This is a genomic window from Roseateles sp. So40a (assembly GCF_048081605.1).
Lineage (GTDB): Bacteria > Pseudomonadota > Gammaproteobacteria > Burkholderiales > Burkholderiaceae_C > Roseateles.
On sequence record NZ_CP182288.1, the window covers coordinates 607780 to 629899 of the forward strand.

Genomic DNA, 22120 nt, shown 5'->3' on the forward strand with positions numbered 1-22120 from the left:
CAAACACGATGCCCTGGCATCGGTGCGCGCGCTTGGGCGATCCGGCCGGGCGCGACGACCGTAGGCGTCTCCAAGACGCCCGCCGGCCTCCACGGCCGGCTCCCAGGTCCCTGGCTTTTCGCGATCGCGCCGCTCACCGCGTCCCGCTCGCTCGATCCGTGCCCGGCGCATGACGCCCCGCGCGGATCGCATCCGGAGTTTCATCATGCTGCCGACCAAGGCAACCACGTGGGTCGACCGCCTGCTCGACCGCTGTCTCGACGCGATCCGGCTCCCCGCCGGCGATCTGCTCCGCAACCTCGTCTACCGGCGTCTGTGGACGTCGATCCTGATCAGCTCGCTGGGCGGGCAGATCACGCTGCTGGCGCTGCCGCTGACCGCGGCCGTGCTGCTGCATGCCTCGCCCACGCAGATGGGCCTGCTGACCGCGATGGAGCTCGCGCCGTTCGTGCTGTTCTCGTTGCCGGCCGGCGTCTGGCTGGACCGCGTGCGCAAGCTGCCCGTCTACATCGTGGGCGAGCTGACGCTGGCGGCGGCCGTGGCCAGCGTGCCCATCGCCCACTGGATGGGCTGGCTGGGCATGCCCTGGCTGTATTTCGTCGGTTTCCTGCTGGGCACCGTCTACACGATCGCGGGGAGCGCCTCGCAGATCGTGCTGACGCAGGTCGTCAGCCGTGACCGCCTCGTCGAGGCGCATGCGAAGAACGCGCTCGCGTCCTCCGGCGCCGAGGTGGCCGGCCCGGGCGTGGCCGGGGCGCTGATCAAGCTCGTCGGCGCGCCGCTGGCGCTGGCGGTGGACGCGCTGCTGCTGGTCGTCTCCGCGGCGATCCTGCGCGGCGTGAAGGTGACCGAGACCCTGCATCGCCTGGACGGCGCCGACTTCTGGCGCGATCTGAAGGCGGGCATCGCGTTCGTGCGCGGCAAGCGCATGCTGGTGGCGCTGGCCTGCGCGGTCGGCGGCTGGCAGATGTTCAACCAGGCGGCGCAGGTGGTGCAGATCCTCTTCGCCACGCGGGTGCTGGGCCTGTCGGCGCAGAGCGTGGGCCTGTCCTACATCGCGCTGGGCGCGGGCACCGTGCTGGCGAGCGCGCTGGGTCATCGCATCAGCGCGCGCTTCGGCCCCGGCCCCGCGCTGATCGGCGGCTTCGCGATGTGCGGCATCGGCTGGGCGGCGCTGTGCGTCGCGCCCGTCGGCGCGATCGGCGTGGCGGTCTTCGCGTTCACGCTGTTCATGTTCGGCGTCGGCGCCGTGCTGATCTTCATCAACTTCCTGTCGCTGCGTCAGGCGGTGACGCCCGGTCCGCTGCTGGGCCGGATGACCAGCACGATGCGCTGGCTCATCCTGATCCCGGCAGGTCCCGGCGCGCTGATCGGCGGCTGGCTCGGTGAGCACGTCAGCCTGCGCGCGGCGCTGGCCTTCGCCGGCGTGGGCGCGCTGCTGCTGTCGGTGCTGGCCTGGCAGGTGCGGGCGATCCGCACGGTCAAGGTGCTGCCCAAGGTCGAGGAAGACGAAACGCCGCTCGGCGCCGAGGCGACCCCGGGCCTGACGCCGGCCGGCCAGCCGGCGGCGTCGAACCTGCAAACCGTCGCGGGCAACTGACCCGCCCTCCACAGGATCCCGCACGATGCGCCCCAAGACCGCTGCCGACGACCCCATCCTCGTCGAGGTGCCCGAGCGCCTCGACACCCCGCGCCTGGTGCTGCTCGCGCCCCGCGCGGGCTTCGGCCCCGCGCTGAACCGCGCGGTGCTCGACGCCCAGGAACACCTCAAGCCGTGGATGCCCTGGGCGCACGAGACCCCCAGCGTCGAGCAATCCGAAGCGATCGCCCGGCGCCTGCACGGGGAGTTCGTCAACCGCGAGCACCTCGCCTACTACCTGCACGAGCGCGATGCCGACGGGCGGCCCGGCCGGCTGATCGGCGGCGCGGGCCTGCACACGCTGGACTGGACGGTCAGACGGTTCGAGCTGGGCTACTGGATCGGGCCGGGGCACGCTGGCCGCGGACTGATCACCGAAGTGGTCGCCGCGCTGACGCGCCTGGCCTTCCAGCAACTGCGCGCGCGGCGGTTGGAAATCCGTTGCGATGCGTCGAATGTCGCCAGTCGCAAGGTCGCCGAACGCTGCGGCTTCCTGCTCGAGGGTCAGCTGCGAGGCGATGCGCTCGACGTGAAAGGCCAGGTCTGCGACACCTGCATCTACGGCATGGTGTCGATCGAGGAGCTGCGCGAGTCCGCCTCGACGCCGCGCTGAGCGCGCGCGTCAGGCCGTCGGGCTGAACCGATCGACGGCGTCGGTGATGATCCCGTCGACGCCATTGGCGATCAGCCATTGCGCGGCGGCGGCGTCATTGACCGTGTAGACCAGCGCCTTCATCTCCGCCTGGTGGAGCTTCTCGACGAGCGCCCGGTCCATCAGCGCGTAATGCGTGATCACGGCGCGGCAGCCCAGCGACTGGGCCAGCTGCAGCCAGCCGTCGCCCTCGAGCTTGTCCAGCAGCAGCCCGCGCGGCACTTGCGGCGCGGTCTCGCGCGCGCCGCGCAGCGCCTCGGGCTGGAAGCTGCTGAACAGCACCGACACCGGCGCCGTCTCCTCCCACAGCCGCAGGACCTCCGCGCCCACGACCTCGCCGGTGCGGAACTCGTCGCCCGGCGTCGGCTTGATCTCGATGTTCAACGCGTGCTGATTGCGGCGCACGAAGGCCGCGATCGATTCGAGGCTGGGCGGCGGTTCACCCGCGAAGGCGCGGCTGTGCCAGCGTCCGGCGTCCAGCCGCGACAGCTCGCTCCAGCTCAGGTCCGACGCGCGCCCGCGCCGCGTCGTCGTGCGGTCCAGCGTCGCGTCATGCAGCAGGAAGGGCACGCCGTCGGCGCTGAGCTTCACGTCGCACTCGAAGGCCCGGTATCCGTGGCGCGCGCCTTCGCGGAACGCGGCGAGCGTGTTCTCCGGCGCGAGCTTGCCGGCGCCGCGGTGCGCGACCCAGAACGGCAGCGACCAGGGCCAGGTGGTGTCCTCGAGGCGCGTCGTGACGCTCATGTGGTGCTCCTGCGCGCTCAGTCCGCGCGTTGGCCGGTGGTGGGGTCGAACCAGTGCAGGCGCTCGCCCGGCGCCTGCAGCAGCACCTCATCGCCGGGCCGCGGCGGCGTGTCCGTGCCGTCGATGCGCAGCGTGAAGGCCGCCTCGCCGAGCCGGCCATAGACCAGGCGCTCGGCGCCCAGCATCTCGACCATTTCCACCTTCAGCGGCCAGGCGGTCGCGCCGGCGGCCACGGCCTGACCGTCATGCGGCAGCGCGTGCTCGGGACGCAGGCCCAGGACCAGCTCGCCCTCGCGCGGCGCGGGCAAGGGCAGGTGCAGCGAGGTCCCGCCCACATGGAAGCGCTGGCCCTCGACGCGGCCCTTGAGCAGGTTCATCGCCGGCGAGCCGATGAAGCTCGCGACGAAGGTCGTCGCCGGCCGGCCGTAGACCTCCTCGGGCGTGCCGAACTGCTCCATGCGGCCGCCGTTCATGACGACGATGCGCTGCGCCAGCGTCATCGCCTCGACCTGGTCGTGCGTGACGAACAGCGAGGTCACGCCCAGCTCGCGGTGCAGCTTCTGGATCTCCAGCCGGGTCTGCACGCGCAGCTTGGCGTCGAGGTTGGACAGCGGCTCGTCGAAGAGGAAGACCTGCGGATCGCGCACGATCGCGCGGCCCATCGCCACCCGCTGACGCTGTCCGCCGGAGAGCTCGCGCGGCTTGCGCTCGAGCAGGTGGGCGAGCTCCAGGATGCGCGCGGCCTTGTCCACGCGGGCGCGGATCTGCTCGGGCGGCAGCTTGCGGATCTTCAGCCCGTAGGCCATGTTCTCGAACACGCTCATGTGCGGGTAGAGCGCGTAGTTCTGGAAGACCATCGCGATGTCGCGGTCGGCGGGTTCGACCTCGTTGACGACGCGCTCGCCGATGGCGATCTCGCCGCCGCTGATCTCCTCCAGGCCGGCGACCATGCGCAGCAGCGTGGACTTGCCGCAGCCCGACGGGCCGACGATGACGATGAACTCGCCGTCGGCGATCTCGGCATTGACACCGTGGATGACCGGGTTGGCCTTGGCACCGGTGCCGTATTGCTTGACGACGTTGCGCAGGGAAATGCTTGCCATCGATGTCTCTTGTTGTCTGCTTTAGCGGTCTGCTCTAGCGGTCTGCTCTTGCCGGAGGGATCGGCTTACTTCTCGGTGTCGACCAGGCCCTTGACGAACCAGCGCTGCATCAGCACGACGACCAGCGCCGGCGGGATCATCGCCAGCATGGCCGTGGCCATGATGATGTTCCAGTCGTTGGCGGCGTCGCCGCCGCTGATCATCCGCTTGATGCCGATGACCACGGGGTACATCTGCTCGTCGGTGGTCACCAGCAGCGGCCACAGGTACTGGTTCCAGCCGTAGATGAACTGGATGACGAAGAGCGCGGCGATGCTGGTGCGCGACAGCGGCAGCAGCACGTCGCGGAAGAACTTCATCGGGCCCGCGCCGTCGATGCGCGAGGCCTCCACGAGCTCGTCGGGCACGGTCAGGAAGAACTGGCGGAACAGGAAGGTCGCCGTCGCCGAGGCGATCAGCGGCACGGTCAGGCCCGCGTAGGTGTTGAGCATCTTGAGATCGGACACGACCTGGTAGGTCGGCCCGATGCGGACCTCCACCGGCAGCATCAGCGTGACGAAGATGGCCCAGAAGAAGAAGTTGCGCGCGGGGAATCGGAAGTAGACGATCGCGAACGCGGACAGCAGCGAGATCGCGATCTTGCCCACCGCGATGACCATCGCGGAGACGAAGCTGATCCACATCATCTGACCGACGGGGGCCTTGGAGCCCGCGCCGCTGCTGCCGAACAGCGCGGCCGAGTAGTTGTCCAGCAAATGCGAGCCCGGGGCGAGCGACATCGGGGACTGGACGATCTCCGCGGCCGTCTGCGTCGAGGCGACGAAGGCGATGTACAGCGGGAACGCGACGATCAGGACGCCGAGCACCAGGATCAGGTGCGACAGCAGCGTGAGGGCGGGGCGGCGCTCGACCATGTCAGTACTGCACCTTCTTCTCGACGAAACGGAACTGGATGACGGTCAGCGCGATGACGATGGCCATCAGCACGACGCTCTGCGCGGCCGAGCCGCCCAGGTCCAGCGCCTTGAAGCCGTCGTAATAGACCTTGTAGACGAGGATCGCGGTGTCCTTGCCGGGACCGCCCTGCGTGGCCGCGTCGATGATGCCGAAGGTGTCGAAGAACGCGTACACGACGTTGATCACCAGCAGGAAGAACGAGGTCGGCGACAGCAGCGGGAAGGTGATCGTCCAGAAGCGGCGCCACGGCCCGGCGCCGTCGATCGCGGCGGCCTCCAGCAGCGATTTGGGGATGGACTGCAGCCCTGCCAGGAAGAACAGGAAGTTGTACGAGACCTGCTTCCACACCGCGGCCATCACGACCAGCGCCATCGCGTGGTCCGCGTTGAGCAGGTGATTCCAGTTGATCCCGAAACGCTGCAGCGCATACGCGACCACGCCGATGGACGGCGCGAACATGAACAGCCACAACACGCCGGCGATCGCGGGCGCGACCGCGTAGGGCCAGATCAGCAGCGTCTTGTAGACCGGCGCGGCGCGCACCACGCGGTTGGCCATCGTGGCCAGCAGCAGCGACAGCGCCAGCCCCAGCACCGCCACCAGCAGCGAGAACACCGCCGTCGTCTTGAAGGACGCGAGGTAGCTCTCGTCGCCGAAGAGCTGGCGGAAGTTGTCCAGGCCGACCCATTCGGTGGACAGCCCGAAGGCGTCCTGCTGCTGCAGGCTCTGCAGCAGCGCCTGGCTCGCGGGCCAGAAGAAGAACACGCCGATCACCAGGGCCTGCGGCGCGAGCAGCAGCCATGGCAACCAGCGCGATCGGAAGACCACGCGCTTGCTCTGGGACATCAGATCACTTTCGGGACGTCAGCGAGGGCGCCGCTCAGAGCTTCGCCGACTTCTGGAAGCGTTCCAGCAGCTCGTTGCCGCGCTTGACCGCCGCGTCCAGGCCTTCCTTGGGCTGCTTCTTGCCGGCCCAGACCTGTTCCATCTCCTCGTCGATGATGGTGCGGATCTGCGCGAAGTTGCCCAGCCGCACGCCGCGCGACTTGTCGGTCGTCTTGCGGATCATCTGCTGCACGGCGACGTCGGTGCCGGGGTTCTGCTTGTAGAAGCCGCTCTGCTCGGTCAGCTCGTAGGCCGCCTTGGTCACGGGCAGGTAGCCGGTGCGCTTGTGGCTCTCGGAGGCGACATCGGCCTTGGACAGGTACTGGAAGAACGCGGCCACGCCCTTGTACTCGGCGGGCTTCTTGCCGGCCATCACCCACAGGCTGGCGCCGCCGATGACGGTGTTCTGTGGCGCGCCGGGCACGTCGGGGTAATAGGGCAGCGGCGCGATGCCGGACGCGAACTTGGCGTTCTTCTTGATGTTGGCGTACAGGCCCGAGGAGCCGGTCATCATGGCGCACTCGCCCGAGTAGAACGTCGCGTCGGCGGTGTTGCCGCGGCCCTTGTAGATGAACAGGCCCTGCTTGGCCATGTTGGCCAGGTTCTCGATGTGGCGCACGTGCAGCGGCGAGTTGAACGCCAGTCGCGCGTCCAGGCCGCCGAAGCCGTTGTTCTTCGTCGCGTACTCGACGTTGTGCCAGGCCGAGAAGCTCTCCAGCTGCGTCCAGCTGACCCAGCTCGTGGTGAACGGGCACTTGTGGCCGGCGGCCTTGAGCTTGGCGGCCGCGGCGGCGACCTCGGGCCAGGAGCTCGGCGGCTTGTTGGGGTCCAGGCCGGCGGCCTTGAACGCGTCCTTGTTGTAATGGAAGACGGTCGTGGAGCTGTTGAACGGGAAGCTCAGCATCTGGCCGTTGGGCGCGGTGTAGTAACCGGCGACCGCGGGCACGTAGGCGGCGTTGTCGAACTTGACGCCGGCCTGCTGCATCACCTGGCCGACCGGGACGATGGCGCCCTTGCTGGCCATCATCGTGGCGGTGCCGACCTCGAAGACCTGCAGGATGTGCGGCGCGTTGCCGGCGCGGAACGCGGCGATGGCGCCGGCCATGGACTCGTCGTAGCTGCCCTTGTAGGTCGGGACGATCTTGTAGTCCTTCTGGCTGGCGTTGAAGTCCTTGGCCAGGTCGTTGACCCAGTCGCCGAGGGCGCCGCCCATCGAGTGCCACCACTGGATCTCGGTCTGCGCCGAGGCGGCGAACGGGGTCATCAGCGCGACGGCCGCGACGGACGCGGCCAGCAGGGAAGTCTTGAGGGGCTTCATGGGTCTCCGATGCTCGAGGAGGGTGGTTTTGCGGTCCTCGGGGAGGGGCGTCGCGTGGACGCATCCCCGGGGGCCGGCGAGCTTATCGGCGCATTGTGACACCGGCGACCCATCCATCGCAGGGTGCGAAGGCGGGCTTTCATAGAGTCCCTCGCCCAGGGTGGCGATGGAGGGCTAAGGTACGATTCCGCCCATTGCCAAGATTCGCTCGATCCGGGCCGGCCGCCCACCGCGGCCATCGCGAACGCCTCGTCCGTCCCCCGTGTCCAGCGGAGGCGGGGACCACAAGTCCGAGGCGCCGTCCGGAGCCGGGCCCGACGCTTTTCCCCAGCCTGGCATCGGCGCCGCCTCATCGGGCGCCGGCCTGCCGCAACCCCGGTGCGCGAGCACCTGGCCGCCATGAACGCACCGCATCTGCCGATGCCCGCCAGCCCCGCGATGGTTGGCGACCTGAACCCGCCCCGCGCGAGCGCCGCCCGGCTGCGCGAGATTCCGTACAACTACACCTCCTTCTCCGATCGCGAAATCGTCCTTCGCCTGCTCGGCGCGCGCGCCTGGGAGCTGCTGGACCAGTTGCGCGCGGAACGCCAGACCGGCCGCTCCGCGCGCATGCTCTACGAGGTGCTGGGCGACATCTGGGTGGTGCAGCGCAACCCCTACCTGCAGGACGACCTGCTGGACAACCCCAAGCGCCGCGAGGCGCTGATCGGCGCCTTGCGCCACCGCCTGGGCGAGGTGCAGCGCCGCCGCCATCCCGAGGACGACGCCAAGCGCGACGCCTGGGTCGGTGAGCTGCTCACCGCGGCCGAGGCCGCCGTGGCCGCGTTCTCGCACCAGTTCGAGCAGGTGGCCGAGCTGCGCAAGCGCGCGACCAAGGTCTTCGCGCGTCACACCGCCAAGGACAACGTCAAGTTCGACGGCCTGTCGCGCGTGGCGCACGTCACCGACGCCACCGACTGGCGCGTCGAGTACCCCTTCGTCGTGCTCACGCCCGACACCGAGGCCGAGATGGCCGTGCTGGTGGCGAGCTGCTTCGAGCTGGGCCTGACGGTGATCCCGCGCGGCGGCGGCACCGGCTACACCGGCGGCGCGGTGCCGCTGGTGTGGAACAGCGCGGTCATCAACACCGAGAAGCTCGAGGCCATGCGCGGCGTCGAGATGCAGCGGCTGCCGGGCCTGGACCGCGAGGTCGCGACCATCTGGACCGAAGCGGGCGTGGTCACGCAGCGCGTGTCGGACCTGGCCGAGCTGCACGGTTTCGTCTTCGCCGTCGACCCGACCTCGGCCGAGGCCTCGTGCATCGGCGGCAACATCGCGATGAACGCGGGCGGCAAGAAGGCCGTGCTGTGGGGCACCGCGCTGGACAACCTCGCCTCGTGGCGCATGGTCACGCCGGACGCGAAGTGGCTGGAGGTCGTGCGGGTCAACCACAACCTGGGCAAGATCCACGACGTCGAGGTCGCGAGCTTCGACCTGAACTACTACGACGCCACCGGCAAGACGCTGGAACGCACCGAGCGGCTGGACATCCCCGGCCGCACCTTCCGCAAGGAAGGCCTGGGCAAGGACGTCACCGACAAATTCCTGGCCGGCCTGCCCGGCATCCAGAAGGAAGGCTGCGACGGCCTGATCACCAGCGCGCGCTGGATCGTGCACCGCATGCCGGCGCATGTGCGCACGGTCTGCCTGGAGTTCTTCGGCAATCCGAAGGACTGCGTGCCGTCGATCGTCGACATCAAGGACTTCATGTTCGGCGAGATGAAGAAGCCGAACGGCGCGATCCTGGCCGGACTGGAGCATCTCGATGACCGTTACCTGAAGGCAGTCGGCTACGCGACCAAGAGCAAGCGCGGCGGTCTGCCGAAGATGGTGCTGATCGGCGACATCGTCGGGGACGATGCCGACGAGGTCGCGCGCGCCACCAGCGAGGTCGTGCGCCTGGCCAACGGGCGCTCGGGCGAGGGCTTCGTCGCGGTGAGCGCCGACGCGCGCAAGAAGTTCTGGCTGGACCGCAAGCGCACGGCGGCGATCTCCAAGCACACGAACGCGTTCAAGGTGAACGAGGACGTCGTGATCCCGCTGCCCCGCATGGGCGAGTACACGCTGGGCATCGAGCGCATCAACATCGAGCTGTCGCTGCGCAACAAGCTGGCGCTCGTCGCCACGCTGCGCGAGTTCTTCGCCGCGGGCAACCTGCCGCTGGGCAAGAGCGACGACGCCGGCGAGATCCCGAGCGCCGAACTGCTCGAGGACCGCGTCGCGCAGGCGCTGACGCTGCTGGACGAGGTCGGCGCGCAGTGGCGCCAGTGGATGCAGGAACTCGACCTGCCGCGCGACGCGGCGGTCCCGGGTGGCGATGCCCGCAGCTTCTTCGAGCAGCTGCAGGACTACACGCTGCGCGCGAGCTGGAAGCGGCAGATCCTCAAGCCGCTGCAGGACCTGTTCGCGGGCGCCTCGTTCTCGCCCATCCTGGCCGAGTGCCGGCGCATCCACAAGGAGGTGCTGCGCGGCCGGGTCTGGGTGGCGCTGCACATGCATGCCGGCGACGGCAACGTGCACACCAACATCCCGGTGAACTCGGACAACTACGAGATGCTGCAGACCGCGCACGAGGCGGTGGCGCGCATCATGACGCTGGCGCGCTCGCTGGACGGCGTGATCTCGGGCGAGCACGGCATCGGCATCACCAAGCTCGAGTTCCTCAATGACGACGAGCTGGCCGGTTTCGCGGGCTACAAGGCCCGGATCGATCCGGAAGGCCGCTTCAACAAGGGCAAGCTGCTGCGGCCCGGCACCGGTCCGCAGACGACCTTCGCCGACCTGACCAATGCCTACACGCCCAGCTTCGGGCTGATGGGGCACGAGTCGCTGATCATGCAGCAGAGCGACATCGGCGCGATCAGCGAGTCGATCAAGGACTGCCTGCGCTGCGGCAAGTGCAAGCCGGTGTGCGCCACGCACGTGCCGCGCGCCAACCTGCTCTACAGCCCGCGCAACAAGATCCTGGCGACCTCGTTGCTGGTCGAGGCCTTCCTGTATGAGGAGCAGACCCGCCGCGGCGTGTCGATCAAGCACTGGGAGGAATTCGAGGACGTCGCCGACCACTGCACGGTGTGCCACAAGTGCGTGAATCCGTGCCCGGTGAAGATCGACTTCGGCGATGTCACGATGAATATGCGCAACCTGCTGCGCAAGATGGGCAAGAAGAGCTTCCGTCCGGGCAATGCCGCGGCGATGCTGATGCTCAACGCGACGAATCCGGAGACGATCAAGGTCGCGCGCGCGGCGATGGTCGGGGTCGGCTTCAAGGCCCAGCGCATCGCCAACAGCCTGCTCAAGCGCGTCGCGCGCAAGCAGACCGCCGCGCCGCGCGCGACGGTGGGGACCGCGCCGATCAAGGAACAGGTCATCCACTTCATCAACAAGAAGCTGCCCGGCGGCCTGCCCAAGAAGACGGCGCGCGCGCTGCTGGACATCGAGGACAAGGACTACGTCCCGATCATCCGCAACCCGCAGAAGACCTCGGCGGAGGCGGAGGCGGTCTTCTACTTCCCGGGCTGCGGCTCGGAGCGGCTGTTCAGCCAGGTGGGGCTGGCCACGCAGGCGATGCTGTGGCACGCCGGCGTGCAGACGGTGCTGCCGCCGGGGTATCTGTGCTGCGGTTATCCGCAGCGCGGCTCGGGTCAGTTCGACAAGGCCGAGAAGATCATCACCGACAACCGCGTGCTGTTCCATCGCGTCGCCAACACGCTGAACTACCTCGACATCAAGACGGTGGTGGTCAGCTGCGGCACCTGCTATGACCAGCTGCAGGGCTACAAGTTCGAGGACATCTTCCCCGGCTGCCGGATCGTCGACATCCACGAGTACCTGCTGGAGAAGGGCATCCAGCTCGATGCCAAGCAGGCGTATCTGTATCACGACCCCTGCCACTCGCCGATGAAGCTGCAGGACCCGATGAAGACGGTGAAGGCGCTGGTCGGGCCGGAGGTGATGAAGAGCGAGCGCTGCTGCGGTGAGAGCGGCACGCTGGGCGTGACGCGTCCGGACGTGTCCACGCAGGTGCGGTTCCGCAAGGAAGAGGAGCTGCGCAAGGCCGAGACGCAGCTGCGCGCGGCGGGCAAGGTCGGGGCCGAGGAGAACCTCAAGATCCTGACGAGCTGCCCGTCCTGCCTGCAGGGCTTGAGCCGCTACAACGGGGACCTGCAGAACGGCCTGCTCGAGGCGGACTACATCGTCGTGGAGATGGCCCGCAAGATCCTGGGCGAGAACTGGATGCCCGAGTACGTGGCCAAGGCCAACAACGGCGGCATCGAGCGCGTGCTGGTCTGATCAGGCCGAGTATGTCGACGAGCCCTCACCCCAACCCCTCTCCCGCTTCGCGGGCGAGGGGCTTTCGCGCGGTTGGGCATTGAGGCTCCCCGGGCGAGGGGCTTTCGCGCGGTAGGGCATTGGGGCTCCCTCGCCCGCGAAGCGGGAGAGGGCGGGGGTGAGGGCTCTGGGAGGCGCTCAGTCCAGGATCAGACCCGGAACTGCCCGACCTGCTCCACGAGCCGATGCGCCTGCTCCCGCAGGCTTTCGGCGGCGGCGGTGGATTCCTCGACCAGCGCGGCGTTCTGCTGCGTGCCCTGGTCCAGCTGCGCCACCGCGCCGTTGATGCGCGACACGCCCTGCGACTGCTCGCGCGACGCGGTCGAGATCTCGCCAATGATGTCGGTCACGCGCTTGACGCTCGACACGATGTCGCGCATCGCGTCGCCGGTGTCGCCCACCAGCTTGGCGCCCGACTCCACGCGTTCACCGCTGGCCGTGATCAGGCCCTTGATCTGCTTGGCCGCTTCCGCGCTGCGCTGCGCGAGCTGACGCACCTCGGCGGCCACGACCGCGAAACCGCGGCCCTGCTCACCGGCGCGCGCCGCTTCCACCGCGGCGTTCAGCGCCAGGATGTTGGTCTGGAAGGCGATCGAATCGATGGTGCCGATGATGTCGCCGATCTGGCGGCTGGCCGCGCTGATCTCGTCCATCGTCGTGACGACCTGCGCCACCACGCTGCCGCCGCGCTGCGCGGCCTTGTCCGATTCCCCCACCAGCTGATGCGCCTGCGCGGCCGAGGCCGCGGTCTGGCTCATCGAGCTGGCGAGCTCCTCCAGCGCCGACGCGGTTTCCTGCAGGTGGCTCGCCGATTGCTCCGTGCGCGCCGACAGGTCGCGGCTGCCCGCGGCCACTTCCGCCGAGGCGGTGCCGATCGAATCGCTGGCCTGGCGCACCTCGTTGATGGTGCGCGCGAGCTGCTGACGCATGCGTTCCACGCCCGCGGCCAGCGCGCCCAGGTCGTCCTGCTGCAGCACCTGCACCGGACGCGTCAGGTCACCGGCGGCGACCGCCTCGACGGCGGCGTTCAGCTCCGCCAACGGACGGCCGACCCAGCGGCCCAGCATCCAGGTCACGCCCAGGCCGAGCAGCACCACGGTGGCCAGCATCAGACCCCACAGCACCCACAGCGTCGTGTTGTGCGCCGCCAGCGCCTGCGCGCGCGAGGCCTCGGCGACGACCCACCAGCCGGTGGCCTGCGACTTGCGCGCCACCGCGAAGGCGTCGGTGTATTTCTCGCCATAGACGGCCTGGACCTTCTCCAGCACGCCGTCCGCGTCGTCGACCAGCGTCTTGACGTACTGCTCGGCCTGCTCGGCCGGCATCACCTCCGACAGCTTCTTGCCCTGCGAGCGCGGATGCGCGCGCAACAGCGCGTCGGCCGGCGTCTTGCCCGGGTCAAGCAGGTACAGCCCGCCGGTCTCGTAGAGCTTGACCGCGTCGGCCATCTTCACCAGTTCCTGCTGCAGGCCGCGCATGTCGAAGCCGATGTACAGGATGCCCACGACCTTGCCGCTCGCGTCCTTGATCGGCGAGTAGCGCGTCATGTAGGGGACCTTGAACAGCGTGGCCGGGCCGATGTAGGTCTCGCCGGTCGAGAGCTTGGCGAACGGCGCGCCGTCGCGGGCCAGCGTCGTGCCGACGGCGCGCGATCCGTCTTCCTTCTTCACCGAGGTGGTGATGCGGATGAAGTCGTCCGTGCCCTTGCGCGCGAAGATCGTCGCGTTGCCGCCGGTCAGCCGCGTGAAGCGGTCCACCGCGTCGAAGTTGCCGTTGAGCTTCTGGCCGTTGAAGGCGAGCTCTCCGTCGCCTTCCAGCGTGAACGCGCCGCCGGCGAAATCGCCGGCCAGCACGTCGTAGAGCCGGTTGGCGGAATCGCGCGCCGTGCGGTCCAGCGCGTCGGCCACGCGGGCGACCGAGGAGGCCTCGGCCGACATGTAGTCCAGCGTGCGCTGCTGCGCCTGGTTGGTCAGCACCCAGGACAGGGCACCGCAGATGACGACCAGCAGCACCGCGATGGCGGCACTGGACCAGATGGAAACGCGACGGGCCACCGTCGCGCGCACGGCGTTGTTGTTGTTCATGTGGGCGGCCGCGGCGGTGCGGCGAGGGAGTGGGAGGAGGGCTCCTGGCACAGTCTTCTTGTTCTGTCCTTGCGCCAAGTCAAACTTTATTCGTTCAACCCCGGTTTTCGTCCGTTTCGCCTACCGCCCTTTACGGGATAACCCGGAGCTATTTCACGATCGCGCCCATTGGTACGCGTACGCCGTCCGCCGCAGATGGACAGCGCTATCTCCCCAGGAATACAACCGACCGGACGGTCGGTTCCTCCGCTTGCTCCGCGATCGCGCCGCGATCACTCCGCGCTGGTCACTCGGCGCTGGTCATTCGGCGCTGATGCCCCGGCTCCGGATCAGCGCATGCCACTTCGTCGTCTCCGCCTGGACGAAGCGCGCGAGCGACGCGGCGTCTCCCGGAGCGACCTCCAGGCCGAATTCCTCCAGCTTCGCCTTGAGCTCGGGCTGGGCGAGCGCGCGGCCCAGCTCCGTGCCCAGCCGGCCGACGATCGTCTCGGGCGTGCCCTTGGGCACGAACAGTCCCTGCCAGGCGGCGACGTCCACACCGGCCACGCCCGATTCCTCGAAGGTCGGCACGTCGGGCAGGGCTGCGATGCGCTTGGGCGAGAGCACCGCCAGCGCCTTGAGCTTGCCCGCGCGCAGATGGGGCAGGGCGGCGGCGGTGTCCAGGATGGCCATCGGCACGATGCCGGCGATCAGGTCCTGCGTGACGAAGGCCGTGCCGCGATAGGGCACGTGCACGATGTAGCTGTGGGTGCGGTCCTTGAGCAGCTCCATCGCGAGGTGATGCGGGCTGCCCACGCCCGGCGAGCCGTAGCTGTACTTGCCCGGCTTGGCCTTGACCGTGTCCAGCCACTGCTTGACCGAGCTGATCCCGGCATTCGGATGGACCACCAGCAGCAGCGGGAAGCGTGCCATGAAGCCCACCGGCGCGAAGTCCGACGGCGCATACGGGAGCTTCTTGTAGAGCGCGCTGTTGAAGACCATCGCGCCGTTGTCGCCGGTGAGCAGCGTGTAGCCGTCGGGCGGCGACTTCGCGGCGTTGTCGGTGCCGATGATGCCGGCGGCGCCGGGGCGGTTGTCGATGACCACCGTCTGGCCCAGCGCCTTGCCCAGCACCGGCGCGAGCTGCCGCGCGAGGAAGTCCGATCCGCCGCCCGCCGGGTAGGCCACCACCCAGCGCACCGGCTTGGACGGCCAGGTGTCGGCGCGGGCCGGCGAGGACGCGCCCAGGCCGACGGCGGCGGTGACGGTCGCCGCGGCGCCGGTCAGGAGGACGTGGCGCCGGGACGGATCTAGCGGGCGAGCGGACATGAACGGGTCTCCTTGTGATGCCGGCATCCTAGCCAGCCCGGCGGGAGCGCCCGTTCAGGATCAACCCGGTCCGCGCCGGGATCGATGCCTCGCGATCAGCGGCCATCCGCCATCGCGGCGCTGGCGGATAGGACGGGCGCGCCGGCGGCGGGCGGCACCAGTTCCATCATCGCGATGCGGTTGCTCATGTCGTCGCCGGCGTCATTGCGGAAGGCGATCTGCATCACGTAGAGCGTGTCGCGCGCGGCGCCCTGGCATTGCAGCGCGGTCACGGCGCGGCGCACCGATTGGCGATAGACCTGCGGGCCGCGGTTCTGGCGGACCTCGCTGATCACGTTGCCGTTGAGGCGGAAGCTGACGGTGGACACGCCCTCGGCGCCTTCACGCAGCTGCTCGCGGCCCAGCCGCTCGAAAAGCGCCTGGTCGACGTTGGGGCAGGTGGCGCGCACGTCGGTGCGCGGGATCTCGCCGGGCCGGCGGCCGGAGATCTCCACGCGCTGCAGGTCATCGGGCGCGGCTTGCGCGGCGCCGGCGGCCAGCACGGCGAAGAGCGCGCCGAACGTGGCGCGGACGAGGGTCGTGTGGGAAGTGCGTTGGGTGGCGTGCATGTCGTGCTCCTGAGGCTGCTGAGGAACCGTCGCGAGCCCGTCTCCAGTGCGGGAACGATCGGTCTTTTTTCAGAGTAGGCAGCGCGACCTCGCCGACCAAGCGGCGAGCGACCAAGCGCAGAAGACAAGGGGTGGATGCGCGGAAACCCGCGACGAACTGCGAGCGCGCGCGACGAAGCGCGAATCAGCCGCGGAATCGACTTTCCCCCGTATCCATCGGGTCAAAAGTCATGCCGGCTTGTCGCGGGAGGGCCTCGTGACGAGGCCGTGACAAGACCTGGCACCGTCATGGCGCGGGCGCGCCATGACTCGAGGAACAGGAGTGCCGAAAGACAGGGATGTCCTCCGGCACTCCCCCTCGATCAGGGCCTCACCAGACCTTGATCGGGTCGGCGGCCACCATCGCGTCGCCGCTCTTGCAGCTGAAGGCCTTGGCGAATTCCGGCATGTTGGACATCGGCGCCAGCACGCGGAACTTGCCCGGCGAGTGCGGGTCGGTGCGCAGCTGGTTGAGCAGCGCGGCCTCGCGCGTCTTGTTGCGCCAGACCATCGCGTTGGACAGGAAGAAGCGCTGCTCGGGCGTGAACCCGTCGATCTTTTCCGTCTTCCCCGTGCGCCGCAGCGCGTTCTGCAGCGCGTCGAAGGCGATGGGCATGCCGGCCATGTCGGAGATGTTCTCGCCCAGCGTCAGGCGGCCGTTGATGGGCGTGCCCTTGATCGGCTCGTAGCTCTCGTAGAGCGCCACGACGCGGTCCGCGCGCGCCTTGTAGTTCTCGGCGTCGGAGGCGGTCCACCAGTCGTTGAGGCTGCCGATGCTGTCGAACTGGCGGCCGCGGTCGTCGAAGTGGTGGACGATCTCGTGCCCGATGACCATGCCGATGCCGCCGTAGTTGACGGCATCGTCGGCCTTGGCGTCGAAGAACGGCGGCTGCAGGATGCCCGCGGGGAAGGTGATCTCGTTGAGACCGCCGGCCTGCGCGTTGACGATGTAGGGCGACATCGTCCAGCGCGTGCGGTCGCTGGGGCGGTCCAGGTCCTTGATCTGCTCACCGTGGAACCAGGCCGCGGCGCGCAGCTGGTTGCCGGCGAAGTCCTTGGGATCCAGCGCCATGCCGTCATAGGTCGGCCAGGTCGTGGGCGCGCCGATCTTGGGCTGCATCGCCTCGAGCTTCTCCAGCGCCTTGACCTTGGTCTCGGGCTTCATCCAGGTGAGGTTCTGGATGCGCGTCTTCATCGCGGCCTTGACGTCGCCGATCAGCAGCGTCGCGCGGCGTTGCGCTTCCGGCGAGAACGCCTTGCCGACGAAGACCTCGCCCAGTGCCAGGCCCAGCGGCGCGCCGCCGGTGCGTCCGCCGATGAGCTGGATGACTTCCTCGTTGCGCGGCGCGGGTGTCTCCAGCCCGGTGATGGTCTTGCCGCGGTAATCGAAGTCGGCGTCGGCGAAGGCCTTGGGCAGGCGCGCGGCGCTGTTCTCCAGCACGCGCAGACGCAGGTAGGTCTGCCAGGTCGCCAGCGGCGTCTTGCCGGCCAGTTGCGCGACGCGAGCCATGAACTCCGGCTGCGCGACGATCAGGCGCTCGACGCCGCCGGGGCGCTGGTCGCTGCGGGTGAGCGCCTTCAGATAGGCGTCCCAGGCCAGGCCCGGCGCCTTGGTCATCAGCTCCGGCGTGGTCATCGGGTTGTAGACCTTGAGCGGGTCGCGCAGCTGCGCGCGCGGGGTGGTCGCGTCGGCCAGCTGGGTCTCGAAGGCCATCAGCGCGTCCAGCGTCTCGGGCGTGGCGGCGAAACCGGCCGAGGACAGCAGCCGCTGCGCGTAGAGCCGGTAGGCGGTGCGCAGCTTCTTGGCGATGTCGGTGTCCTTGAAGTAATCGTCCCGGTCGGGCAGGCCCAGGCCGGACTGGCCGACCGTCAGCACGTTGACGCGGGTGTTCTTCACGTCGGGACGCACGTAGCCGCCCACCGGCGCGGCGATGCCCACGCGGCCCAGTTGCGCCAGCACGAAGGGCAGGTCCTCGGCCGACTTCATCGAGCTGATGCGGTCCAGCAGGGGCTTCACCGGCTTGAGGCCTTGCGCCTCGATGGCCGCCTGGTCCATGCCGCTGGCGAAGTACGCGGCGACCTGCTTCAGCCCGGGCGACTTCTGCAGCTCGGGCTTGGACACCAGTTCCGCCAGCGCGTCGCCCAGCAACCGGTCATTGGCCACGCGCAGCGCGTCGAAGCTGCCGATGCGGGTGCGGTCGGCCGGCACCTCGGTGCGCGCCACCCACGGCCCGTTCACGTAGTCATAGAAATCCGCGCAGGGCGAAACGTCGGGCGAGTAGCTCGCGATGTCCAGCGCTTGGACCGGTGAGGTGCCCAGGGCCAGGGCGGAGGCCGCGGCGGCGGCGATCAGGCGTAGAGGGAACATGGTTATTTGTCACCAATGTGTGGCGAAAACGACAAGTCGGACAGGCTAAACGAGCCCCTCCGCGACCGCCATCGGCGGCGTCCCGCGCATGCCTTTCGGCACCCCGGGCACGCCGTTCGCGCAGGCGCGCAAACGGTGCGCAAACCTTACGAATCAGCGCGTTAGCTGACACAAGTGGGCGATTGGTGGATCGAACCAAGCGTTTTGACACAAAAAGGTTATAGGGGTATTCCTTCCTGTTAACTGTTGCAGGTGGGTCGTTTGTCGCCCAAACGGCTTTCTAAACTGCGCCGCACGCTGATCGGGATGGTCCGGTGCTGCGTGCCCCACCAGAGGTGCCAACGCGCCAGGGCGTTTAGGGGCTTTGCGGGCGCCGGTGAACCCGGCGCCGTTCGAAAACTCTGGAGATGACAAGCATGTTGCGATTGAACAAGCTCAGCTACGCGCTGGCTCTGAGTCTCGTCACGGTGGGCGCGGCCCAGGCGGGCGTGTCGTCGGTGGACATCGACAAGGCCCCGCGTCAGCTGACCGAGCAGACGGATCGTCTGATCGTGAAATACAAGGACGGCAGCACCGTCGTGCAAGGGCGCCTGGGCGCCGCGATCCAGGCGCAGTCCCTGGCCAGCGACGCCATCGGCGCGCGCACCGAGCGTCTGCAGCAGATCGCCGGCCCGCTGGGCGCGCGGCTGTCGCTGGTGCGCCAGATGGGCACCGGCGCCCACGTGTTCAAGCTGGACCGGCGCCTGTCGCTGCAGCAGCTGCGCGAGCTGGGCGCGCAGATCAAGGCGCAGGACGCCAACGTCGAGTATGTCGAGCCCGACCGCAAGATGTACCCGCTGTTCACGCCCAACGACACGTCCTACAACTCGCAGTGGGACCTGTTCGACACGACCGGCGGCATCCGCGCCCCGGCGGCTTGGGATCAGGCGACCGGCACCGGCGTGGTGGTGGCCGTGATCGACACCGGCTACCGGCCGCACGCGGACCTGTCGGGTCAGATCGTCGCGGGCTACGACATGATCGCGGACACCGCGGTGTCGGTGGACGGCAACGGCCGTGACAGCGACCCGAGCGACCCCGGCGACTACAACGCCGCCAACGAGTGCCAGGCCGGCGACCCGGCGTCCAACTCGAGCTGGCACGGCACGCACGTGGCCGGCACGATCGCCGCCAAGACCAACAACAGCCTGGGCGTGGCGGGCATCGCCTTCAACGCCAAGGTCCAGCCGATCCGCGTGCTGGGCAAGTGCGGCGGCTACACCTCCGACATCGCCGACGGCATCACCTGGGCGTCGGGCGGCACGGTCTCGGGCCTGCCGACCAACACCACGCCGGCCAAGGTGCTGAACCTGTCGCTGGGCGGCGGCGGTGCCTGCGACACGACCTCGCAGACGGCGATCAACGGCGCGCGCGCCCGCGGCGCCAGCGTGATCGTGGCGGCCGGCAACGAGAACCAGAACGCCTCGAACTCCAGCCCGGCGAACTGCTCGGGCGTGGTGGCGGTGGCGGCGACCGACCGCTACGGCGCGCGGGCGTATTACTCCAACTACGGCTCCATCGTCGCGCTGGCCGCGCCGGGCGGTGACGTGCGCTCCAGCGCCAGCAACGGCATCCTGTCGACGCTGAACGCCGGCACGACGACCCCGGGCGCGGACAACTACGCGTACTACCAGGGCACGTCGATGGCCACGCCGCACGTGGCTGGCGTCGCCGCGCTGATGTACAGCGCCAAGCCCACGGCCACGCCCGACGAGATCACGGCCGCGCTCAAGAGCAGCGCCCGCGCGTTCCCCGGCACCTGCAGCCAGTGCGGCTCGGGCCTGCTGGACGCGAACGCCGCGGTCACCGCGATCAAGGGCGGCGGCGGTGGCGGCACGACGATCGCCGAGGTCGAGCCCAACAACAGCCGCACCGCGCCGCAGACCATCAGCGCGCCGGCCACCGTCAACGGCAGCATGTCGACGTCGGACACGAACGATTACTACAAGATCGTTCTGCCCGCCGGCAAGACGCTGAGCGCGACGATGACCCCGGCCGCCGGCAAGGACTTTGACCTGTACCTGCAGAACAGCAGCGGCACGCAGCTCAAGGCCAGCGAGAACGCCGCCGGCGCAGTGGACAGCTTCACCTACGCCAACACGACGTCCGCGTCGGTGACGGTGTACGTGCGGGTGCTGTACTACTCCGGCTCCAGCGGCACCTACAAGCTGGCGCTGTCCTGGTAAGCCGCCAGGCCGTTTCTCTCCACGATTGGTAAGCCGGGTGCCTCGGGCCCGAACGGGGCTCCCGTTGAATCCCGCCGGTGAAAGCCGGCGGGATTTTTTTCGTCGCTACACTGCGACCCTTGTTGTTCCCGAGCGCCGCGCGGCGCGCCCGCCATGGCCGGCCTGGATTCCACCACCCCGCTTCCCACCGACATCGTCGTGCACCAGCAGTCCAAGGTGCTGGAGCTCGCGTTCACGGACGGCGCGCGTTTCCGCATCCCCTTCGAGCTGATGCGTGTGTACAGCCCGTCGGCGGAAGTGCAGGGCCACGGCCCGGGTCAGGAGACGCTGCAGACCGGCAAGCGCGAGGTGTCCATCGTCGCGGTGCAGCAGGTCGGCCATTACGCGCTGCAGCCGCTGTTCTCCGACGGCCACGAGAGCGGCCTGTTCACCTGGGCCTATCTGTATGAGCTGGGCCGCGACCAGGACACGCTGATGCGCGAGTACCTGGACAAGCTGGCCGCCGCGGGCCTGGACCGCGACGCGCCGATGGCGTCGGCCGGCGCCGGCGGCCATTCGCACGGCGGCGGCAGCTGCGGCAGCCATTGAGCCGGTGCCGTCACCTCGCGCCCCATCCCCCGATCGATTGCCCCCTTCAGCAGGACCCACCTCCATGAGCGCCACCCACTTCGGCTTCGAGACCGTCGAGGAAACCAGCAAGGCCAAGCGCGTGCGCGGCGTCTTCGACTCGGTCGCCTCGCGCTACGACATCATGAATGACCTGATGTCGATGGGCATGCACCGCGCGTGGAAGCTCTACACGCTGGCCGTGGCCAATCTCAAGCCGGGCGAGCGCGTGCTGGACATCGCCGGCGGCACGGGCGACATGGCGCGCCTGTTCGCGAAGAAGGTCGGCGAGCGCGGCATGGTCGTGCACACCGACATCAACGAGGCGATGCTGCGCACCGGCCGCGAGCGGCTGATCGACGAGGGCGTGGTGCTGCCCACCAACCTGTGCGACGCCGAGGCGCTGCCCTACAAGGACGGCTCCTTCGACCTGGTGTGCGTGGCCTTCGGCCTGCGCAACATGACGCACAAGGACAAGGCGCTGGCGGAGATGAACCGCGTGCTGCGTCCCGGAGGCCGGCTGCTGGTGCTGGAGTTCTCGCAGGTCGCCCAGCCGCTGCGCAAGCCGTACGACTGGTACTCCTTCAAGGTCCTGCCGCGCATCGGCTCGCTGATCGCCGGCGACGCCGACAGCTACCGCTACCTGGCCGAGTCCATCCGCATGCACCCGCCCCAGGCCGAGCTCAAGGCGATGATGAAGACGGCCGGTTTCGGCCACGTGGACGTGCACAACCTGACCGGCGGCGTCGTGGCGCTGCATGCCGGCATCAAGTGCTGAGGCGTTGAGGTGCGTTGAGGTGCGCTGAAGCTGCGCCGATCTCTACACCCCCATGAAGCAGGCCCCCTTTCGGGGCCCTTGCTTTTGGGGGACAGGAAGTCAGGGTGACAGGGACGGCACCTCAGCAGGGCGCCTTCCACTCCCGCAGTTCGGTCGCGAGGATGGGATGCCCGTCCTTCTCGGCCCGCGCGGCGAGTTCGTCGACGTTGCTTTCGGTGACGAACTCGTGGCCCACGCCCTTCACGAGCTGGCCATAGACGCTGTCGAGGTCATCGGCATCGACGTCGGCATCGGAGGTCGGGAACGGCGGCACATCGGCCGGCAGTTCGGGGTGGACGGTCTGCGACGAACGGGCGGGGGAGTGGGAAGCGGCCATCGGAGTGCTCCTGGTATCGAAAGGTCGACAAGATCGGACCGGTTGAAGGGGAGGTCGTG

Annotated in this window: 16 protein-coding genes; 6 read left to right on the top strand and 10 right to left on the bottom strand. The window is 68.9% G+C overall.

From position 1 onward, the window contains the following. Positions 1-205: 205 nt before the first annotated feature. Both ACNI65_RS02840 and ACNI65_RS02845 read left to right on the top strand, forming a co-directional pair. Complete coding sequence (locus tag ACNI65_RS02840) at positions 206-1600, top strand: MFS transporter (protein WP_416761055.1); 1395 nt, start codon at positions 206-208, stop codon at positions 1598-1600. Between the two features lie 25 nt (positions 1601-1625). After that, the gene (locus tag ACNI65_RS02845; protein ID WP_416761056.1) at positions 1626-2252 is read left to right on the top strand and encodes a GNAT family N-acetyltransferase; all 627 of its coding nucleotides are present in this window, start codon (positions 1626-1628) and stop codon (positions 2250-2252) included. Between the two features lie 9 nt (positions 2253-2261). On the opposite strand, the gene ugpQ is transcribed toward ACNI65_RS02845, so the two are convergent. The 5 genes from ugpQ to ugpB form a co-directional block, all read right to left on the bottom strand. Next, positions 2262-3035 carry a glycerophosphodiester phosphodiesterase gene (gene ugpQ / locus ACNI65_RS02850; RefSeq protein ID WP_416761057.1) on the bottom strand — a complete coding sequence of 258 codons (774 nt, stop codon included), beginning with the start codon at positions 3033-3035 and terminating at the stop codon, positions 2262-2264. Between the two features lie 17 nt (positions 3036-3052). Next, on the bottom strand, positions 3053-4138 hold the full coding sequence (locus tag ACNI65_RS02855) for a sn-glycerol-3-phosphate import ATP-binding protein UgpC (protein ID WP_416761058.1): 1086 nt from the start codon (positions 4136-4138) through the stop codon (positions 3053-3055). A gap of 65 nt (positions 4139-4203) precedes the next feature. Next, positions 4204-5052 carry a sn-glycerol-3-phosphate ABC transporter permease UgpE gene (gene ugpE / locus ACNI65_RS02860; RefSeq protein WP_416761059.1) on the bottom strand — a complete coding sequence of 283 codons (849 nt, stop codon included), beginning with the start codon at positions 5050-5052 and terminating at the stop codon, positions 4204-4206. A 1-nt stretch (position 5053) separates the two neighbouring features. After that, positions 5054-5941, bottom strand: coding sequence for a sn-glycerol-3-phosphate ABC transporter permease UgpA (gene ugpA, locus ACNI65_RS02865; RefSeq protein WP_416761061.1), 888 nt, complete (start codon positions 5939-5941; stop codon positions 5054-5056). A gap of 34 nt (positions 5942-5975) precedes the next feature. Further along, positions 5976-7298: a sn-glycerol-3-phosphate ABC transporter substrate-binding protein UgpB gene (ugpB, locus tag ACNI65_RS02870; protein WP_416761062.1), complete on the bottom strand. Its 1323-nt coding sequence runs from the start codon at positions 7296-7298 to the stop codon at positions 5976-5978. Between the two features lie 399 nt (positions 7299-7697). Between ugpB and ACNI65_RS02875 the strand changes: the two genes are divergently transcribed. Then, positions 7698-11630 carry a DUF3683 domain-containing protein gene (locus ACNI65_RS02875; RefSeq protein ID WP_416761063.1) on the top strand — a complete coding sequence of 1311 codons (3933 nt, stop codon included), beginning with the start codon at positions 7698-7700 and terminating at the stop codon, positions 11628-11630. 188 nt (positions 11631-11818) lie between these two features. On the opposite strand, the gene ACNI65_RS02880 is transcribed toward ACNI65_RS02875, so the two are convergent. From ACNI65_RS02880 to ACNI65_RS02895, 4 genes are all read right to left on the bottom strand, one after another. Continuing rightward, on the bottom strand, positions 11819-13753 hold the full coding sequence (locus tag ACNI65_RS02880; protein WP_416761065.1) for a Cache 3/Cache 2 fusion domain-containing protein: 1935 nt from the start codon (positions 13751-13753) through the stop codon (positions 11819-11821). Positions 13754-14053: 300 nt separating this feature from the next. After that, positions 14054-15061 (bottom strand): Bug family tripartite tricarboxylate transporter substrate binding protein, encoded by a 1008-nt coding sequence (locus ACNI65_RS02885; RefSeq protein ID WP_416761066.1) that lies wholly within the window; start codon positions 15059-15061, stop codon positions 14054-14056. A 95-nt stretch (positions 15062-15156) separates the two neighbouring features. Beyond that, positions 15157-15669, bottom strand: a complete 513-nt coding sequence (locus ACNI65_RS02890; RefSeq protein WP_416761067.1) for a hypothetical protein — start codon at positions 15667-15669, stop codon at positions 15157-15159. 370 nt (positions 15670-16039) lie between these two features. Further along, positions 16040-18076, bottom strand: a complete 2037-nt coding sequence (locus ACNI65_RS02895) for a M13 family metallopeptidase (protein ID WP_416761068.1) — start codon at positions 18074-18076, stop codon at positions 16040-16042. 416 nt (positions 18077-18492) lie between these two features. Between ACNI65_RS02895 and ACNI65_RS02900 the strand changes: the two genes are divergently transcribed. The 3 genes from ACNI65_RS02900 to ubiE all read left to right on the top strand — a co-directional run bounded on the left by ACNI65_RS02900 (position 18493) and on the right by ubiE (position 21685). After that, positions 18493-20301, top strand: a complete 1809-nt coding sequence (locus tag ACNI65_RS02900; RefSeq protein WP_416761070.1) for a S8 family peptidase — start codon at positions 18493-18495, stop codon at positions 20299-20301. 153 nt (positions 20302-20454) lie between these two features. Beyond that, on the top strand, positions 20455-20889 hold the full coding sequence (locus ACNI65_RS02905) for a gamma-butyrobetaine hydroxylase-like domain-containing protein (RefSeq protein ID WP_416761071.1): 435 nt from the start codon (positions 20455-20457) through the stop codon (positions 20887-20889). Positions 20890-20953: 64 nt separating this feature from the next. Then, the gene (gene ubiE / locus ACNI65_RS02910; protein ID WP_416761072.1) at positions 20954-21685 is read left to right on the top strand and encodes a bifunctional demethylmenaquinone methyltransferase/2-methoxy-6-polyprenyl-1,4-benzoquinol methylase UbiE; all 732 of its coding nucleotides are present in this window, start codon (positions 20954-20956) and stop codon (positions 21683-21685) included. 121 nt (positions 21686-21806) lie between these two features. On the opposite strand, the gene ACNI65_RS02915 is transcribed toward ubiE, so the two are convergent. Further along, a complete protein-coding gene (locus ACNI65_RS02915; RefSeq protein WP_416761073.1) occupies positions 21807-22061 on the bottom strand; it encodes a hypothetical protein in 255 nt (84 codons plus the stop codon). Between the last annotated feature and the right edge of the window lie 59 nt (positions 22062-22120).

Bases quoted from the DNA above. Each gene is read 5' to 3' on its own strand.
- ACNI65_RS02905 (WP_416761071.1), top strand. From the start codon at position 20,455: ATGGCCGGCCTGGATTCCACCACCCCGCTTCCCACCGACATCGTCGTG.
- ACNI65_RS02885 (WP_416761066.1), bottom strand. From the start codon at position 15,061: ATGTCCGCTCGCCCGCTAGATCCGTCCCGGCGCCACGTCCTCCTGACC.
- ACNI65_RS02840 (WP_416761055.1), top strand. From the start codon at position 206: ATGCTGCCGACCAAGGCAACCACGTGGGTCGACCGCCTGCTCGACCGC.
- ugpA (WP_416761061.1), bottom strand. From the start codon at position 5,941: ATGTCCCAGAGCAAGCGCGTGGTCTTCCGATCGCGCTGGTTGCCATGG.
- ACNI65_RS02915 (WP_416761073.1), bottom strand. From the start codon at position 22,061: ATGGCCGCTTCCCACTCCCCCGCCCGTTCGTCGCAGACCGTCCACCCC.
- ugpE (WP_416761059.1), bottom strand. From the start codon at position 5,052: ATGGTCGAGCGCCGCCCCGCCCTCACGCTGCTGTCGCACCTGATCCTG.
- ACNI65_RS02895 (WP_416761068.1), bottom strand. From the start codon at position 18,076: ATGTTCCCTCTACGCCTGATCGCCGCCGCCGCGGCCTCCGCCCTGGCC.
- ACNI65_RS02845 (WP_416761056.1), top strand. From the start codon at position 1,626: ATGCGCCCCAAGACCGCTGCCGACGACCCCATCCTCGTCGAGGTGCCC.
- ACNI65_RS02880 (WP_416761065.1), bottom strand. From the start codon at position 13,753: ATGAACAACAACAACGCCGTGCGCGCGACGGTGGCCCGTCGCGTTTCC.
- ugpB (WP_416761062.1), bottom strand. From the start codon at position 7,298: ATGAAGCCCCTCAAGACTTCCCTGCTGGCCGCGTCCGTCGCGGCCGTC.
- ACNI65_RS02855 (WP_416761058.1), bottom strand. From the start codon at position 4,138: ATGGCAAGCATTTCCCTGCGCAACGTCGTCAAGCAATACGGCACCGGT.
- ACNI65_RS02900 (WP_416761070.1), top strand. From the start codon at position 18,493: ATGTTGCGATTGAACAAGCTCAGCTACGCGCTGGCTCTGAGTCTCGTC.
- ugpQ (WP_416761057.1), bottom strand. From the start codon at position 3,035: ATGAGCGTCACGACGCGCCTCGAGGACACCACCTGGCCCTGGTCGCTG.
- ubiE (WP_416761072.1), top strand. From the start codon at position 20,954: ATGAGCGCCACCCACTTCGGCTTCGAGACCGTCGAGGAAACCAGCAAG.
- ACNI65_RS02875 (WP_416761063.1), top strand. From the start codon at position 7,698: ATGAACGCACCGCATCTGCCGATGCCCGCCAGCCCCGCGATGGTTGGC.
- ACNI65_RS02890 (WP_416761067.1), bottom strand. From the start codon at position 15,669: ATGCACGCCACCCAACGCACTTCCCACACGACCCTCGTCCGCGCCACG.